This is a genomic window from Streptomyces axinellae (assembly GCF_039532135.1).
Lineage (GTDB): Bacteria > Actinomycetota > Actinomycetes > Streptomycetales > Streptomycetaceae > Streptomyces > Streptomyces axinellae.
In genome coordinates this window covers 196,383-212,869 of sequence record NZ_BAAARJ010000004.1, presented here as the reverse complement: position 1 = coordinate 212,869, position 16,487 = coordinate 196,383, and the positions used below count along the sequence as shown (strand labels likewise).

17 protein-coding genes are annotated in these 16,487 nt (G+C 72.2%); 11 read left to right on the top strand and 6 right to left on the bottom strand.

Features of this window, described 5'->3' with window-relative positions; translation table 11 throughout:
* The first annotated feature begins 147 nt into the window (after positions 1-147).
* The gene (locus ABD339_RS07445; RefSeq protein ID WP_344563444.1) at positions 148-1,356 is read left to right on the top strand and encodes a sensor histidine kinase; all 1,209 of its coding nucleotides are present in this window, start codon (positions 148-150) and stop codon (positions 1,354-1,356) included.
* Positions 1,357-1,438: 82 nt separating this feature from the next.
* On the opposite strand, the gene ABD339_RS07440 is transcribed toward ABD339_RS07445, so the two are convergent.
* Positions 1,439-1,951, bottom strand: a complete 513-nt coding sequence (locus ABD339_RS07440; protein WP_344563442.1) for a GNAT family N-acetyltransferase — start codon at positions 1,949-1,951, stop codon at positions 1,439-1,441.
* Between the two features lie 299 nt (positions 1,952-2,250).
* Positions 2,251-2,757: a hypothetical protein gene (locus ABD339_RS07435; protein WP_344563795.1), complete on the bottom strand. Its 507-nt coding sequence runs from the start codon at positions 2,755-2,757 to the stop codon at positions 2,251-2,253.
* 86 nt (positions 2,758-2,843) lie between these two features.
* Between ABD339_RS07435 and ABD339_RS07430 the strand changes: the two genes are divergently transcribed.
* Both ABD339_RS07430 and ABD339_RS07425 read left to right on the top strand, forming a co-directional pair.
* Complete coding sequence (locus ABD339_RS07430; protein ID WP_344563440.1) at positions 2,844-3,209, top strand: PadR family transcriptional regulator; 366 nt, start codon at positions 2,844-2,846, stop codon at positions 3,207-3,209.
* On the top strand, positions 3,206-4,054 hold the full coding sequence (locus tag ABD339_RS07425) for a permease prefix domain 1-containing protein (protein WP_344563438.1): 849 nt from the start codon (positions 3,206-3,208) through the stop codon (positions 4,052-4,054). Before ABD339_RS07430 ends, ABD339_RS07425 begins: the two co-directional genes overlap by 4 nt.
* Before the next feature lie 88 nt (positions 4,055-4,142).
* On the opposite strand, the gene ABD339_RS07420 is transcribed toward ABD339_RS07425, so the two are convergent.
* Both ABD339_RS07420 and ABD339_RS07415 read right to left on the bottom strand, forming a co-directional pair.
* Positions 4,143-5,279 carry an acyl-CoA dehydrogenase family protein gene (locus tag ABD339_RS07420; RefSeq protein ID WP_344563436.1) on the bottom strand — a complete coding sequence of 379 codons (1,137 nt, stop codon included), beginning with the start codon at positions 5,277-5,279 and terminating at the stop codon, positions 4,143-4,145.
* 16 nt (positions 5,280-5,295) lie between these two features.
* Entirely contained in the window at positions 5,296-6,615 is a 1,320-nt protein-coding gene (locus tag ABD339_RS07415; protein ID WP_344563435.1) for an acyl-CoA dehydrogenase family protein, read from the bottom strand.
* A 341-nt stretch (positions 6,616-6,956) separates the two neighbouring features.
* On the opposite strand from ABD339_RS07415, the gene ABD339_RS07410 reads away from it, so the two are divergent.
* From ABD339_RS07410 to ABD339_RS07395, 4 genes are all read left to right on the top strand, one after another.
* Positions 6,957-7,793 carry an SDR family oxidoreductase gene (locus ABD339_RS07410; protein WP_344563434.1) on the top strand — a complete coding sequence of 279 codons (837 nt, stop codon included), beginning with the start codon at positions 6,957-6,959 and terminating at the stop codon, positions 7,791-7,793.
* 155 nt (positions 7,794-7,948) lie between these two features.
* The gene (locus ABD339_RS07405) at positions 7,949-8,674 is read left to right on the top strand and encodes a TetR/AcrR family transcriptional regulator (protein ID WP_344563431.1); all 726 of its coding nucleotides are present in this window, start codon (positions 7,949-7,951) and stop codon (positions 8,672-8,674) included.
* A gap of 104 nt (positions 8,675-8,778) precedes the next feature.
* On the top strand, positions 8,779-10,029 hold the full coding sequence (locus ABD339_RS07400) for an acetyl-CoA C-acyltransferase (RefSeq protein WP_344563429.1): 1,251 nt from the start codon (positions 8,779-8,781) through the stop codon (positions 10,027-10,029).
* A 588-nt stretch (positions 10,030-10,617) separates the two neighbouring features.
* Positions 10,618-10,926 (top strand): hypothetical protein, encoded by a 309-nt coding sequence (locus ABD339_RS07395; RefSeq protein ID WP_344563425.1) that lies wholly within the window; start codon positions 10,618-10,620, stop codon positions 10,924-10,926.
* Here the strand turns inward: ABD339_RS07395 and ABD339_RS07390 are convergent.
* Together ABD339_RS07390 and ABD339_RS07385 are read right to left on the bottom strand one after the other, a co-directional pair.
* Entirely contained in the window at positions 10,901-11,857 is a 957-nt protein-coding gene (locus ABD339_RS07390; RefSeq protein ID WP_344563422.1) for an SDR family oxidoreductase, read from the bottom strand. The two genes, ABD339_RS07395 and ABD339_RS07390, sit on opposite strands and share 26 nt — an antisense overlap.
* A 10-nt stretch (positions 11,858-11,867) precedes the next feature.
* Complete coding sequence (locus ABD339_RS07385; protein WP_344563420.1) at positions 11,868-12,698, bottom strand: SDR family oxidoreductase; 831 nt, start codon at positions 12,696-12,698, stop codon at positions 11,868-11,870.
* Between the two features lie 160 nt (positions 12,699-12,858).
* Here ABD339_RS07385 and ABD339_RS07380 point away from each other — a divergent pair, with 160 nt between their 5' ends.
* The 4 genes from ABD339_RS07380 (at position 12,859) to ABD339_RS07365 (ending at position 16,485) form a co-directional block, all read left to right on the top strand.
* A complete protein-coding gene (locus ABD339_RS07380) occupies positions 12,859-13,611 on the top strand; it encodes an enoyl-CoA hydratase family protein (RefSeq protein WP_344563418.1) in 753 nt (250 codons plus the stop codon).
* Complete coding sequence (locus ABD339_RS07375; protein ID WP_344563416.1) at positions 13,608-14,531, top strand: CoA transferase subunit A; 924 nt, start codon at positions 13,608-13,610, stop codon at positions 14,529-14,531. Before ABD339_RS07380 ends, ABD339_RS07375 begins: the two co-directional genes overlap by 4 nt.
* Before the next feature lie 89 nt (positions 14,532-14,620).
* Positions 14,621-15,385 carry a CoA-transferase subunit beta gene (locus tag ABD339_RS07370; protein WP_344563414.1) on the top strand — a complete coding sequence of 255 codons (765 nt, stop codon included), beginning with the start codon at positions 14,621-14,623 and terminating at the stop codon, positions 15,383-15,385.
* Positions 15,382-16,485, top strand: coding sequence for an NAD(P)H-dependent flavin oxidoreductase (locus ABD339_RS07365; RefSeq protein WP_344563412.1), 1,104 nt, complete (start codon positions 15,382-15,384; stop codon positions 16,483-16,485). Before ABD339_RS07370 ends, ABD339_RS07365 begins: the two co-directional genes overlap by 4 nt.
* Positions 16,486-16,487: the final 2 nt, after the last annotated feature.

Sequence of the window (16,487 nt, the reverse complement as noted above, 5' to 3'; positions counted from 1 at the left end):
CTGGCGGGCGCCACCAAGGTCACGGATCAGGCATGCGGCTGCCCGGCGCCGACAGAAGTCGCCCATGCGCGGCCCACTTGTCATACGAAAGTTGGCGCCTGTGGACGACCGCGATCGGGGTGGCGACAGGGCCCGTAGATTCGCGGCATGGATCGAATCAACAGCAGCCGTCGCGTGCGACGCGAGACGAAGGACCGGGCCGTGGACATCGCGGCGTTCCTGTTCGCCGCCGCGTTCTCCGTGCTCACCTCCGACGCGGTGGTCATCGATCCCGGCACGTCCGAGACCGCCCTCCTCCTCGACCAGACGGCGGGCGGGGTGGCGTGCGCCGCGCTGTTCCTGCGGCGCAGATGGCCGGTGCAGCTCACGATCGTGCTGCTCGTGGCGGGGAAGTTCTCGCACTTCGCCACCGGTGCCATCCTCGTCGCGCTGTTCACCGTCGCGGCAAGCCGGACGCCGAAGGTGACCGGCTGGGTGACAGCGCTGGCCTTCGCGCCGGTGCCGCTCTTCCTCGCCGGGAGACCGGCGGCCGACGATCCGGCGACGGCTTCGAGCATCACCTACTTCGCACTGATCGCCGGCGCCCTCGGCTGGGGCTCCTACACCCGCTCGCGACGACAACTGGTCGCCTCGCTGCACGAGCGGGCCGAGCGAGCGGCCGATGACGCGCGAAGAGAGGCGCGAGAGAACATCGCGCGGGAGATGCACGACGTACTGGCCCACCGACTGTCGCTGCTGAGCGTGCACGCCGGGGCGCTGGAGTTCAATCCGGGCGGCGAGCCCGCGCAGGTGGCACGTGCCGCCGGGGTCGTCAGACAGAGCGCGCACGAGGCGCTGGAAGATCTGCGGGAGATCATCGGTGTCCTGCGTGCGCCGGAAGTCACCGAAGGCCCCCAACCCGTGCTTGCCGACGTGGAGTGGCTGGCAGCCGAGGCCCGGCAGGCCGGGGCGCAGGTCACCCTCCAACTCTCCGTCGAGGGCGGCCCGGAGGCAGTGGCCTCGACGGTGGGGCGCACGGCGTACCGCGTGGTCCAGGAAGGACTGACCAACGCCCGCAAGCACGGCCGGAGTTCCGGTGCCCCGGTGACAGTGCGGGTACGCGGCGCGCCCGGGGCGGGACTGACGGTCACGGTCCTCAACCCGGCCGAGCGCGAGCACGACAGCCCCATCCCCGGGGCCGGTCAGGGCCTCATCGGATTGGCCGAACGAACAACTCTCGCAGGCGGCCACCTCGAACACGGCTGGGTCCTCCCGCAGCACGACGACGGCCCCGCACCCAACGACAAGGGAGGTGAGAACACCGATGAGCGCAGTAGCGAGTTCCGCCTCTTCGCCTGGCTCCCCTGGCCGGAATGATGTCGGCCACCCCGGGTCGGCGGCGCGAGCAGATCACGAGCCGCCGACCCGGCCGGGATACCGCGCATCGGGCGCGGCCCGGTCAGCCCGCCAGCGAGCGTTGCATGAGCACCGTGTCCACCCAGCGGCCATGTTTGTGGCCGACGGCGTTCAGGGTCCCGGTTTCGGTGAAGCCGTGGCGGCGGTGGAGAGCGAGAGAGGCATCGGTGCCGGTGTCGGAGATGACAGCGATCATCTGCCGCACCCCCGCCTTCTCGCTCCGAAGAATCAGGTCGCTGAGCAGTCGGCCACCGAGCCCGCGCCCCGTGCTGCCGGGCGCGAGATAGATGGTGTCCTCGACGGTGTGCCGATAGGCGGGCTTGGGACGCCACGGGGCCGCGTACGCGTAGCCGTCGATCTCTCCCTCGCTCTCCGCGACCAGGAACGGCAGGCCACGTGCGGCGAAGTCGTCAAGGCGCCGCTGCCACTGCGCGACCGTCAGCGGCACCTCATCGAAGGTGACCACCGTCTCGGCCACATAGTGGGCGTAGATCTCGGCAACGGCTTCGAGGTCGGCGGGTTCGGCGGGACGCACCGTCGATTCGGTAGAGGACATGGAGCGACCTCACGGCTGTGGGCGGCAGCACGAGCCGGCGACGGCGGACCGTGCCCGCGACCGGATGTACGGCAATGGCTGCTGATGACGCCGCCCATCCTAAGAAGCCGCTGTTTCAGCGAGGTTTCCCGAAACCCACCCGCTCCTCACCTGCTCCCCGCGCTTGCACCCCGCGCTCGACGGTTTCACCGCGGAACCCGAAGGCGAGGTCAGCCTCATCCGCGCTCCGAGGGTCTACTCGACATATCGCCCGCCGTCACCCGCCGATGAGCATGAGCATCACCCAGGGCTCGTCCGGCTCACACCCCGGTGGTCGAGCCCGGCCGGACGATCATCAAGACCACGACCACGGCCCACAGCAGGTTGAAGACCCCCGTCACCATGCCCAACCGGGCAGCCACCAAGCGGGCCTTCTCCGGACTGCTGTCCGCGCCGGTATCCAGGAGCCGTTCCTGCGCGGGCAGGATGACGAAGCCGAGAAGGGCGGCGGCGAGGACCGTCAGGATGATCGAGGTGATCAGCCATGCGTCGGTGAGGACACCCAGTTGCTTGCCGGTGGCTATCCCGAAGACGGGAACAACGATGCCGACGACGGCATACACGCGGCAGATCCGATGCAGCAGTGCCGCGGTCCCCTCCTCCGCTCCTGGAGGCTCCGCTCCCGGAGGCACGTGGGCGGTTTCTCGCGGGTGTGTGCGGGCGGCCAGTTGGCGCCCGAAGCGCGGGAACATCGACGCGGCGATCGCGATCGGTCCGATGGCAAGGATCGCCGCGAGGACATGTATGGACAGCAGGAACTTGGTCACCACGGGCCTCATCGGAGAGTCAGAGTGAATATATTGGTTGGCAATAGGTAGCACGCCAAGGGTAGTTATGCATAGGCTGCCTACCCATGAAGACGGATGCGGTGCGAGGGCACCTCGATGGGCTGCTCCTGGCTGTGCTGGAGCCGGGGCCGCTGCACGGCTACGCGATCATCACCGCGGTCCAGGAGCGCAGCGGCGGCGCGCTGGAACTGCGCACAGGCACGATCTATCCTGCGCTCAACCGGCTGGAGCGGCTGGGTCTGCTCGACAGCAGTTGGCAGGCCCAGGGCGAGCGGCGGCGGCGCTGCTACGAACTCACCGAGGCGGGACGCCGCACGCTCGCCGGAGAGCGCACGGCCTGGCAGGAGTTCACCACGGCGATCGGGGCCGTTCTGAACCCTGCCTCCGCACCCGCGTCCGCCCCGGCCTCCGACCCCCGGCCCGCCACATGAGCCCCGCACGCCGCACCGGCGCAAGCTCCGGCTCCGGCTCCGGCTCCGGCTCCGGCTCCGGCTCCGGCTCCGGCTCCGGCACCAGTCTCGGCGCAGGCGCGAGCGCAGGCGCAGGCGCAGGCACAGGCCCAGGCGCGGAGCAACGCGGCACCTGGGCGGGGCCCGTTGGGCCCGATCGCGTCCGGACGGGCCCCGCCGAGGCCGGCCCCGGGCCGACATACGCCACTGACCCCGTTCAGGCGTACGCCGCACGGCTGACGGCGGCGCTGCATGGCCCGGCCAAGGACCGGGCCCGGCTGGTCGAAGAGATCCATGGCGGGCTGGTGGACACCGCGGAGGCTTATGCCGAGGCCGGGTCGGCACCGGAGGAGGCGGGCCGGAGCGCTGTACGGGACTTCGGGCCGGTGGAGGAGGTGGCGCGCGCCTGTCAGGGTGAACTGACTCTCGCGCAGACCCGTCACACCGCACGGGCCGCCGCGCTGAGTGTCCCGCTCCTGCTGGCCTGCTGCTATCTGACGCGCTCGGTGGGCGTCCTGGCCGCACCGCTGGCCGTGCTGGCTCTCCTCAGCGCGGTACTGGCCGGGGCAACGCTGGTCACGACGGGTCTCCTGGCCCGGTGGATGCCGGTTCCGAGGGGTCTGCCCTCGGTCGTGGCATGGGCCGGTACAGCGACGAGTGCGGTGCTGGCCCTGACCACCCTGTCCCTGGCCGCCCTGCCACTGGCCGCCACCGGCCACGTGGCGGCCAGCTGGCCACTGCTGCTGCCGGCCGGTGCCCTCACCGCCGTCTGCCACGCCATGCTGGGTACGACCGCCCGAACCTGCCGCCGCTGCGCCACCGCCTGAGACGAGCGGAGAGGGCGAGGGCGAGGGCACGGCAACGGCAACGGCAACGACCAGAGCGAGAGTATGAGTGAGCGCGAAGGGGCTCGGGTCAGTGCGCGGCGTCGAGCAGCACGGCCTCGCACTCCGCTGCTGTCCCCCAAGCCGACCGCAGGGCCCGGGCTTTGCGGATCAGGAGGGTGAGGTCGTACTCGTCGGTGTAGCCGAGTGCGCCGTGGACCTGGAGGGCCACGCGGCTGGCGAGCAGGGCGGCGCGGGTGCAGGCGAGTTTGGCGGCGGGCAGATCACGGGGGTCGGCCGCGGCGTCACCGCGTACCGTCAAGGCGGCGCCGTACAGCAGCGGGGCGGCGAACTCCAGCGCGACAGCGACATCCGCCAACTGGTGCTTCACCGCCTGGAAAGAGCCGACGGGGCGGCCGAACTGGGTGCGTTGTCCGGCGTAGCGCACGCTCCCTTCCAGTAACGCACGCCCCGCGCCCAGGACTTGGGCGGCCGTGAGGAGCGTCGTGAGAGCACGCAGCCGGGCGGTGCCAGCGGGGACCGGCCGACGGTTTCGCGCGGGTGCCGCCTCGCATCGGACGAGGTGACGAGCGGGGTCCAGGGAGGTGAAGACCTTCCCGGCGCGGGCGGGGAGGAGCTCATCCCCGTCGAGGACGAACACCGCGTCGGCCAGGTGCGCATCGAGTGCGAAAGGACCCGGTGCGGCGGGAGGGCCCGGGGGGCGGGCGGCGGCAACGGTGGCCAGCGCCCCGCCGGACAGCAGCCGCTCCAACAGCCCCCGCCCCTCCCCCGCCTGCTCCCCCTCGGCACGCCTTTCCGCGGCCCGCGTTCCCTCGGCCCGCTCCTCCCCGGCCCGCTCCTCCCCGACCCGTTCTTCCTTGGGGGCTTGCTCTTTCCGCTCGATCGGTTGCCCCTCGCCCCGCACCGCCTCGGCTGATCCGGCCGACAGCGCCGCTGCCAGGGCCACGCTCTCCACGAGTGGGCCCGGTGCGCCGGTACGGCCGATCTCGATGAAGGCGGAGGCGAGTTCGGGCGGGTACCAGCCCATGCCGCCGTGCCGCTCGTCCACGGCCAGCGCGGTGAGTCCCGTGTCCGCGAGCGCGCGCCACAGTTCGCGTCCCGGCGCGTGCTCACCGGCCGCCCAGGCGCGTGCGGCCTTCAACGGCTCGGCGACGACGAGCAGTCTGCGGACGGTCGCGGCGTATGTGCGGTGTTCGTCGTCGGGCACAAAGCGCATGGTGGCCTCAGCGTCCTCTCGGCAGGCCGAGCACGCGCTCGGCGACGATGTCGCGCTGGATCTCGTTGGTACCCGCGTAGATGGGGCCCGCCTGGGCGAAGATCCAGCCGTCCAGCCAGGCGGACGCGGAACCGGAACCGGAACCGGAACCCGGCATGGAAGCCTCGCCCGCGACGGCGACCGCGCCCCCGGCCTCGTCCGTGATCTCGTCGGCGCCGGGGCCGAGCAGGTCGAGCGCCGTCTCGTGCAGGTCGATGTCCAGCTCGGACCAGAAGATCTTGTTCATGGACGAGGCGAACGGCGACGCCCCAACCCCCATCCCGGCCGCAGCCCCGGTCCCAGCCCCGGTCGCGGCTCCCGCCTCGGCTCCGGTTCCGATTCCAGTTCCGGCTCCGGATTCCGCCCCGGCCCCCGTGTCCGCGGAAACCGCCGCGTAGCCCGCGAGTTGGTAGGCGCGGGCCCGTATCCACGCGTCGGCCACCCGTGCCCCGGTGGCCGTATCACCGGGGGCGCCGCACTGCCGCCACAGCCGGGTCAGCCGGTCGGCGGAGGCCATGAAGCGGCCGGGCGAACGCAGCGTCAGCCCCCGCTCGTTGCCCGCCGTGGACATCGCCGCGCGCCAGCCCTGCCCCGCCTCTCCGATCACGTCGGCATCCGGCACGAAGACGCGGTCGAGGAAGATCTCGGCAAAGGCGGGCTTTCCGTCCAGCCGTCCGATGGGGCGCACCGTGACGCCCTCGGCGTCGAGCGGGAACATCAGACAGCTCAGCCCTCGATGGCGTTCCGACGCCGGATCCGTACGGAAGAGTCCGAACGCGCGGTCGGCGAAGGCGGCGCGCGACGACCAGGTCTTCTGGCCACTCACCAGCCAGCCGCCGCCCTCGCGCGCGGTGCGTTCGCCGTACGAGCGCAGCGACGCCAGGTCCGAGCCGGCCTCGGGCTCGGACCACGCCTGGGCCCAGATCGTCTCGCCGGATGCCATGGGCGGCAGGATGCGGGCCCGTTGCTCCTCGCTGCCGTGGGCGAAAAGGGTGGGGGCCAGGAGGTTGATGCCGTTCTGGCTGACGCGTCCCGGGGCGCAGGCGGCGTAGTACTCCTCCTCGAAGATCAGCCACTCGGTGAGGGTGGCGCCGCGTCCCCCGTACTCCGACGGCCAGGAGACCACCGACCAGCCGCCGTCGTGCAGTTCGCGCTCCCATCCCCGATGTGCGGCGAAGCCCTCGGGGGTCTCCAGGGAGGGCAGCCGTTCGGCGGGCACGTGGGCCGCCAGCCAGGCGCGGGCCTCGGCTCGGAACGCGTTCTCGGCCATGCTGAATTCCAGGTCCACCGCTTCCTCAACCCCCCTCTTCCCTAACAAGTGTTTGGTAGATTAACTTGGCTCCAGCGGCGCGTCGAGAGGGCGACGCCGAGGGCGTGCGCCACCTCGGGGCCACACCTCGGGGCCACACCTCGGGGCCACCCCGGGGCCGTCCGGGACCGCCCCGGGCCATCCCGGACCATGACCGGCCCGCCCCCGCTCCGCCCCGACGCCCCGGCTCCGGCCTCGATTCCAGTTCCAGTTCCAGGTCCAGTTCCAGTTCCAGGTCCAGGTCCAGTTCCAGTTCCAGGTCCAGGTCCAGGTCCAGGTCCGGATCCGGTCCTGGCTCCAGTTCCCGCGGAGGTGTCGCCATGAGCAGTGCACAGCCACAGCCACAGCCCTGTTCACAGCCACGGTCACGGCCACAGCCGCCCCCGTGTCCGCCTCCGCACGAGCTGCTGGCCGGGCGGTCCGTCGTGGTGACGGCCGCCGCGGGCAGCGGGATCGGCGGAGCGACGGCCCGGCGGGCGCTGGAGGAAGGGGCAGCGGGAGTGGTCCTCGGGGACGTCCACGAGCGGCGGCTCGCCGAGACCGGGGAAGCTCTCGCGCGCGAGTTCGGGGACGAACGGGTGGGCACGGTGCGGTGCGACGTGACCGCCGAGGCGGACGTGAGGGCGCTGCTGGCCGCCTGTACGGCGCGGCACGGCCGCATCGACGTACTCGTCAACAACGCGGGGCTCGGCGGCACCGCCGAACTCACCGAGATGACCGACGAGCAGTGGAGCCGCGTGCTCGATGTGACGCTGAACGGCACATTCCGCTGTACCCGCGCGGGTCTGCGCACCATGCGGGAGCAGCCGGGCGGCGGCGTCATCGTCAACAACGCCTCCGTCGTCGGATGGCGTGCCCAGCGCGGTCAGGCGCACTACGCCGCGGCCAAGGCGGGCGTCATGGCGCTGACGCGCTGCGCCGCGCTGGAGGCGGCGGACCATGGCGTGCGGATCAACGCGGTCTCGCCGTCGCTGGCCATGCACCCGCATCTGGCGAAGGTCACCACGCCCGAGCTGCTGGCGGAGCTGACCGCGCGAGAGGCGTTCGGCCGGTACGCGGAGCCGTGGGAGGTGGCGAACGTGATCGTGTTCCTGGCCAGCGACTACTCCTCGTACATGACGGGAGAGACGGTCGCGGTCAGCAGCCAGCACCCATGAACGGCCGGAACGCCCAAGAGCGGCCAGACACCCGCGAGTTGGCGGGCGCCCAGGAGCAGCGGGCCGATGCCAGTGGGCGGGCAGGCCCCCGGGGGGCGGGTGCGCCCGCGATCGCCGCGCGCACTCCGCTCCCGCTTGCGGCTGAGAATGGAGGCATGGTGCCCCCGAAGACGAACCGGTCCACCCCGGACACCCCGAACGCCCCAGAGACCCCGGACGCCCCAAAGACCCCGGACGCTCCGGACACTCCGGACACTCCGAAGAAGGTCCCCGCGGGGGCCGGCCGCCGCGCCGAGTTGCTGGCGACCGCGGCGGAGGTGTTCGCGGAGCTGGGCTACAACGCGACGACCGTGCGCACGATCGCCGACCGGGCGGGCATGCTGGCGGGCAGCCTCTACTACCACTTCGACTCCAAGGAGTCGATGGTGGACGACGTCCTCAGCGCCTTCCTCGACGATCTGTGGACGGGCTACCGCCGCGTCGAGGAGGCGGAACTCGCGCCCCGGCCCACCTTCGAGGGGCTGGTCGCCGAGTCGTTCGCGCAGATGGAGCGGCACCGTCCCGCCGTCGTCATCTACCAGAAAGAGGCCCGCAGGCTGGCCTCCCAGTCCGAGGCACGCTTCGGCTATCTCACCGACTCCCAGCAGCGCTTCCAGCAGCTGTGGACGCGGACGCTGGAGCGGGGGGTGGCCGACGGCAGTTTCCGCGCGGACCTCGATATCCCGCTGGCCTACCGGTTCGTACGCGACACCGTGTGGGTGGCGGCGGTGTGGTTCCGCCCGGAGGGGCGCAAGAGCGCGGCGCAGATCGCCGGGCAGTACACCTCGATGGTGCTGGACGGGATCGCGGCCCCCGCCCCCGGCCACCTCCGTGGGCCATAGCCTCCCGCGCAACGTCCCCCATCCATCACGACGATCCGCACCCCGAGCCAGCCGGCCCCGCACCACAACGACAAGACGTGAGGTCACCAGAAGGAGTGAGCGCCATGGCGCGCGGTGAGGCGTACATAGTCGGAGCGGTCCGCTCTCCGGTGGGCAGGCGCGGCGGGGCCCTCGCGGGCGTGCACCCCGCCGACCTGGGCGCGCACGCGCTGCGTGCGCTGGTGGAGCGAACGGGAGTGGATCCGGAGGCGGTCGAGGATGTGGTCCTCGGCTGCGTGGACACCGTCGGCCCGCAGGCCGGCGACATCGCGCGCACCGCCTGGCTGGCGGCCGGGCTGCCCGAGTCCGTGCCCGGTGTCACCGTCGATCGCCAGTGCGGATCCTCGCAGCAGGCGGTGCACTTCGCGGCGCAGGCGGTGATGTCCGGCACGGCGGACCTGGTGATCGCGGGCGGCGTGCAGAACATGTCGCAGGTCCCCATCGCGTATGCCTCGCGCGAGGCGGGCGCGGCACTGGTCCCGCCCGGAGCCCCGCCACAAGGGCCGCGGAGTTCGCGGAGCCCGCGCGGTCCGCACAGTCCGCACACTTCGAGTCCGAGTCCGCGTCCGTACCAGGGCCCCCATCAGGGCTCGTCCGGGTGGCGGGCCCGATACGGGGACGCGCCGGTCGACCAGTTCCACGGTGCCGAACTGATCGCCGAGCAGTGGGGTATCGGCCGCGAGGAGATGGAACGCTGGGCACTGCGCTCGCACCAGCGCGCGCTGCGGGCCACCGACGAGGGCCGCTTCGTGGGCGAGATCGCGCCGTGGGGCGAGCGGTCGGTGGACGAGGGCCCCCGGCGCGGCACCAGTCTGGCGAAGATGGCGGCCCTCGACCCGCTGGTGACGGGCGGCCGGCTGACGGCGGCGGTCTCCTCGCAGATCTCCGACGCGTCCTCGGCGCTGCTGCTGGCATCGGAGGAGGCTCTCACCGCGCACGGCCTGACCCCGCGCGCCCGCGTGCACCACCTTTCGGCGCGCGGCGAGGACCCGATCCGCATGCTGACGGCTCCCATCCCGGCGACCGCGTACGCGCTGCAGAAGGCGGGGATGACGCTGGAGGACATCGACCTGGTCGAGATCAACGAGGCGTTCGCGTCCGTCGTCCTGGCCTGGCTGGCCGACACCGGATGCGATCCGGACAAGGTCAACGTCAATGGCGGCGCCATCGCCCTGGGGCACCCCCTGGGCGCCACCGGCGCGCGGCTGATGACCTCGCTCCTGCACGAACTCGAGCGCACCGGAGGCCGCTACGGGCTCCAGACGATGTGCGAGGGCGGCGGCCAGGCCAACGTCACCATCATCGAACGCCTCTGACAGCGGACGCCTGTGACGACGTGTTCCCCGAACCCTCTTGGAAGTTACAGTTTTTGTACTTTGTCATCGCACGCCTGCACCTTCGGCAGCAGGGACGCACAGCACCTGGCAGCAGCCGCGGAAGGCGCCGTGGTTCAGCCGGGCAACTGGGGGCGGTGGGGTGAGGACGACCAGCGCGGCACGCTCAACCTGCTCGATGAGGAAGTCCGGGCCCGGGGCGCGGCGGAGGCCCGCACCGGGCGAACCGTCTCACTGACGGCCCCGATCCAGCCGACCCCATTTGGTCGATGCCGCCGAGGTGGACGAACTCGCCGCCTTCTGCGGGGAGTTGGGTCGCTAGGCTTTCCTGCTCACTCTGGCGCCGCCGCGTATCCACGGGCTGACCGGAGTGCCCGTCAACCCGCTCGCGGTCTTCCGAGGAACTCACGGGCGGTGTCGCGGCAGGCGATCAGCGGGAACCGCGGAACGCGGCCCCACAGGACGGAGAACACTGATGCGTGCGGGCACGGCCCTCTACGCCGAGACCGTCCTGAGCGCCACCGAGGAGGTGCTGCGCGTCATGGGCGGGGCAAAGTCACGGTGCTGGACGTGGCGCGGGCCCTGGGAGCCACCCACGCCGGCATCTACGGGCTCCCGTCCAAGTCCGCACTGCGCGAGGCTGTCACCCGGCGCCGGCTCGGCCGCGCACACGAGAAGCTCGCCGCGCTCGCGGCCGATACCCGGATGACGGCGCCCGAGCGACTCCGCGCCTGGCTCGTCACCCTGTACACGGCCAAACAGACCCTGGTCCGCGAAGACCCGGAACCCTTCGAGACCTACCGGGTTCTGGCCACCGAGCACAGCGCCGCGCTGGAGGCCGTCCGCACCCTGCTCATCGACGGGCTTCGTCCACGCTGACGGCGCCGTACACCGGTTCGGGCTCCGGTGAGGTGGCGAGCAGGGCGCGAACGGTGTCGTCGAGCTCCCCCGGCTCCCAGCGCGCTCCCTTGTCGGCGTGTGCGGCGCGCCGCCAGCCGTCCATCACGGTGACGCGGCCCGCCTCCGCCTCGAAGACCCGTCCGGTGACACCCTCGGCGGCGTCCGAGCCGAGGTAGACGACGAGGGGCGAGACGTTCTCCGGTGCCATGGCGTCGAAACCGCCGTCCTGGGGTGCGGCCATGTCCTCGGCGAAGGTCCGCTCCGTCATCCGGGTGCGCGCCGCCGGTGCGACGGCGTTGACCTGTACGCCGTAGCGGCCGAACTCCGCGGCCGAGACGAGGGTCAGCGCGGCGATGCCCGCCTTGGCCGCCGCGTAGTTGCCCTGTCCGACAGCGCCCAAGAGGCCCGCGCCGGAGGAGGTGTTGACGATGCGCGCCCTGGGGGTGCGGCCCGCCTTGGCCTCGGCGCGCCAGTGTGCCGCCGCGTGCTTCATGGGCAGGAAGTGCCCCTTGAGGTGCACACGGAGGACGGCGTCCCAGTCGTCCTCGCCGAGATTGACGAGCATCCGGTCGCGCAGAAAGCCCGCGTTGTTCACGAGAGTATCCAGACGGCCGAAACGGTCGAGGGCGGTGCGTACGAGGCGGGCGGCGCCTTCCGAGTCGGCGATGTCGTCGGTGGAGACGGCGGCTTCGCCGCCCAGCTCCCGTACCTCCTCCGCCACTTGACCGGCCGGGCTCGATCCGCCCGTCTCCCCGTCGCCGTTCAGAGCGACGCCCAGGTCGTTGACGAGGACCCGGGCGCCCGCGCGGGCGAACGCGAGGGCATGCGCCCGTCCCAGCCCCCGGCCGGCTCCCGTGACGATGACGACGCGGCCTTGAGCGAGTCCTTGGTGCACGGTCGGCTCGTTCATCGCATGCTCCTCACAGATTCTGGCCCCGGTCCGGGCCTGGACCTGGGTCCGGGCCCGGGGCTGGGGCTGGGGCTGGGGCTGGTGTGCTCTCGCGGGCCGTCACGTCGTGGAGAGCAAGTCGTTCGCCGCCGCCGTGGACCGCGAGGGAGGCGCCCGTGATGTACGCGGCGCCCGGCGAGGCGAGGAAGACGCACGCCTCGCCCACTTCACCGGGCTCGGCCGGCCGCCCCAGGGGGACGGTGCGGTCGAGGGCGGGGCCGAGGCCGTCCCCGCCTCCGAAGTGGTCCCGCAGCCGTTCCGTTGCGACCATTCCGAGGACCAGGGTGTTGACCCGGATCCCGTCTCCCGCCCACTCCACCGCCATCGAACCCGCGAGCGAGGCGAGGCCCGCCTTGGCCGCGCCGTACGCCGCCGTACCCGGCGAGGGGCGGGTGCCGCTCACGCTGCCGATCATCAGGATCACGCCGCCGCCGGGCTGTTGGCGCATGACGGGGCGGGCCGCGCGGGAGAGGTGGAGCGGGGCGAGGAGGTTCAGTTCGACGACCCGCGCGTGCCGATGCGGCTCGCCTTCGGCCAAAGGGCGGTACGGCGTGCCGCCCGCGTTGTTGACCAGCACGTCGAGACTGCCGTGGTCCCGTGCCACGCGGTGGACGAACTCCTCGGCGGCAGCCGGGTCCCGGACGTCGAGCGGCAGGTAGCGGGCCCGACGCCCCGCCTCCGCGAGGGGGCGCTCCGGCGGGTTCCGCCCGCATATGACGACCTCGGCGCCGTCGCGCAGGAAGGCTCGCGCGATCCCCGTGCCGACGCCCCGGGTGCCGCCGGTGACCACCACCACGCTCATCGCCGCTCCCCTTCTGATTTTTCGTCACCAGTCAGACCGGTGACGTTTTCGCAGCCGTCGCCGACCGTCCACCGTCCCGCGTCGCCCTCTTCCACGGGACACGGAGCGCTGCTAACTTCGCACCAAACAAACGTTAGGTGGAAAGGTAGCTGATCCCGCCATGACTGTCTCCACCTCCGCCCCACGCGACGGCATCGCCCTGGTGACCGTCGACTTCCCACCGGTCAACGCCCTCCCGGTGCACGGCTGGTACGGACTGGCGGCAGCCCTCACGGCAGCGGGCCGCGACCCGGACACCCGCGCGGTCGTCCTCACCGCCGAGGGCCGGGGCTTCAACGCGGGCGTCGACATCAAGGAAATGCGGCGCGCCGAGGACCACGAGGCGCTCATCGGCGCCAACCGCGGCTGCTTCGCGGCGTTCGCCGCCGTCTACGAGTGCGAGGTACCGGTGATCGCGGCCGTGCACGGCCACTGCCTCGGCGGCGGCATCGGCCTCATCGGCAACGCCGACGCGGTGGTGGCCACCGAGGACGCCACGTTCGGCCTGCCCGAACTGGACCGGGGCGCGCTGGGCGCCGCCACCCACCTCGCACGGCTGCTGCCCGCCCACCTGATGCGCCCGCTCTACTACACGGGACGCACCCTGACCGCACGCGAACTGCAACAGCACGGCGCCGTCTGGGAAATCGCCCCGGACCAGGCCGCGCTGCGGGAGTGCGCCCTGGAACTGGCAGGCCAGATCGCCGCGAAGGACGGCTACCTCCTGCGCCTGGCCAAGGAGGCAATCAACGGCATCGACCCGGTGGATGTACGCCGCAGCTACCGCTACGAACAGGGCTTCACCTTCGAGGCGAACCTCTCCGGCGTCGCGGCCCGACACCGTGCCGCCTTCGCCACCGGGGAGGAGAAATGAAGGAAGAAGCGGCGGAGGCGAAAGCGCAACCGGAGGTACGGGGCGAGGGCGGCGAGCGGGACAAGACGCTGACGCTCGATCAGTTCGCGTCCCGCATCGAGTCCGGGTCAACCCTGGGCATCGGCGGCTGGGGCGCACGACGCAAACCGATGGCGCTGGTCAGAGCGCTGCTGCGGACCGACATCACAGACCTGACCGTGATCTCCTGCGGCGGCCCCGATGTCGGCCTGCTCATGGCGGCCGGCCGGATCCGCAAACTCGTCGCGCCCTTCGTGACGCTGGACTCGGTACCGCTGGAGCCGCACTTTCGCGCCGCACGCCAGTCGGGGGCTTTCGCGTTCGAGGAATGGGATGAGTCGATGTTCCTGTGGGGGCTGACGGCCGCCGCGCACCGGCTGCCGTTCATGCCCGTACGCGGCGGCCTGGGCTCCGACATACCGCGCCACAACCCCCGGCTGCGCACGGTCACCTCGCCTTACGAGGACGGTGAGGTGCTGATGGCGGCGCCCGCGCTGCGGATGGATGCGGCCCTGGTCCACATGAACCGCGCCGACCGGCGCGGAAACGGGCAGTCGCTGGGGCCCGACCCCTTCTTCGACGACCTGTTCACCGAGGCGGCCGACCGCGCCTACATGTCCTGCGAGCAGCTTGTGGACCGCTTCGAGGGCCCGCCGCAGACCCTGCTGGTGCAACGGCAGAACATCACCGGCGTCCTGCACACCCCGCACGGCGCGCACTTCACCGCCTGCGCCCCCGACTACGGCCGCGACGAGGCGTTCCAGCGCGCCTACGTCCAGACCGCGAGCGAACCCGGCGCCTGGCGGGAGTTCGCGTCCCGCTTCCTGGCCGGGGACGAGGCAGACTACCAGCGGGCCGTCAACGACTTCGCGACCGACGCCGGAGGAGAGGAGTCCGCGTGAAAGGCACGAGCACGGGCATGGGCGCGGGCGCGGGCGCGGCCACGAGCACGAGCACGAGCACAGGCTCAGACGCAGACAGGGGCACAGGCATGGGCACAACACCCGCCCCGGGGGCCGCCCCCACCCGCGCCGAGATCTGCGTCGTCGCCTGCGCCGAAGCGTGGCGCGGCGACGGAGAGGTACTGGCGGCGACAGCCGGCACCGTGCCGACGCTCGGAGCCCGGCTGGCGCGGCTGACCTTCAGCCCCGACCTGCTCCTGACGGACGGCGAGGCCCTGCTGCTGGCCACACCGGCGGATCCCGGGAGCATCGAGGGCTGGCTGCCCTACCGCAAGCACCTGTCGCTGGCTGCGCGCGGCAAACGGCACATGATGATGGGCGCGAGCCAACTGGACCGCTACGGCAACCAGAACATCTCCTGCATCGGCCAGTGGGCACGCCCGGAGCGCCAGCTTCTCGGTTCGCGCGGCGCACCCTCCAACACGGTCAACCATCCGGTCTCGTACTGGGTTCCCCGGCACTCCGCCCGGGTCTTCGTCGCACACGTGGACGTGGTCAGCGGGGTCGGCCACGACCGCGCCGCCGAAGCGGGCCCGGCCGCCGCCCGCTTCCACGGGCTGCGGCGCGTGGTGACCGACCTGGCGGTGCTCGACTTCGCCACGCCGGACCACCGGATGCGGCTGGCGAGCGTCCACCCGGGCGTGACGGTCGCGCAGGTGCGCGAGCGCACCGGATTCCCGCTGGAGATCACCGGCGAGGTCCCCCTGACCCGCGAGCCCACCCACGCCGAACTGCGGCTGATCCGCGAGGTGCTGGACCCGCACGACACCCGGAACCGCGAGGTCCGGACGTGACCACGTCGCCGGACCCGGCCCCCCTGGGCACCCCTCTCAGCACACCGCTCACCCGCCTGGTGGGCGTCCGCCATCCGCTGGTGCAGACCGGCATGGGCTGGGTCGCGGGCCCCCGGCTGGTCTCGGCAACGGCCCGGGCCGGTGCGCTGGGCATCCTGGCCTCGGCGACGATGACGCTGCCGCGCCTGCGCGAGGCCGTACGGGAGGTCAAGTCCCGCACCGAGGCCCCCTTCGGCGTCAACCTGCGCGCGGACGCGGCCGACGCCGAGGACCGCGTACGGCTGCTCATCGAGGAGGACGTAAGCGTGGCGTCGTTCGCGCTGGCCCCCTCCCAGCAGTTGATCGGCCGCCTGAAGGAGGCGGGGATCCTCGTCATCCCCTCGGTCGGCGCGGTGCGGCACGCCGAGAAGGTCGCCGCATGGGGAGCCGACGCCGTACTGGTGCAAGGCGGCGAGGGCGGCGGCCACACCGGACAGGTCGCCACCTCCGTGCTGCTGCCGCAGGTCGTGGACGCGGTGGACGTGCCCGTCATCGCCGCGGGCGGCTTCTACGACGGCCGGGGCCTGGCCGCCGCGCTGTGCTACGGCGCGGCCGGTGTGGCGATGGGCACCCGCTTTCTGCTCACCCAGGAATCGACCGTTCCGGACGCGGTGAAGGCGCGCTATCTGGCAGCGCGGGTCACCGATGTCACCGTCACCACGAAGGTGGACGGGCTGCCGCACCGGATGCTGCGCAGCGACATGGTCGCGGCCCTGGAATCCGCGGGCCCGATCACCTCACTCGTCCGGGCCGTACGCCACGCCGCGGCCTTCAAGAAGCACTCGGGCCAGTCCTGGACGACGATGCTCCGCGACGGCCGCGCCCTGCGCCACGGCAAGGGCCTGACCCTGGGCCAGACCCTGCTTGCGGCCAACACCCCCATGCTGCTGCGGGCCGCCATGGTCGAGGGCCGCACGGACGCGGGCGTCATGGCCGCGGGCCAGGTCGCGGGCCTCATCGCCGACCTGCCGACCGTCGCCGACCTGGTGACGAGGACGATCACCCAGGCCACCACCCGCCTGACAGATCTACCCGCCCACCTCTCCACACCCCGCACCTGACA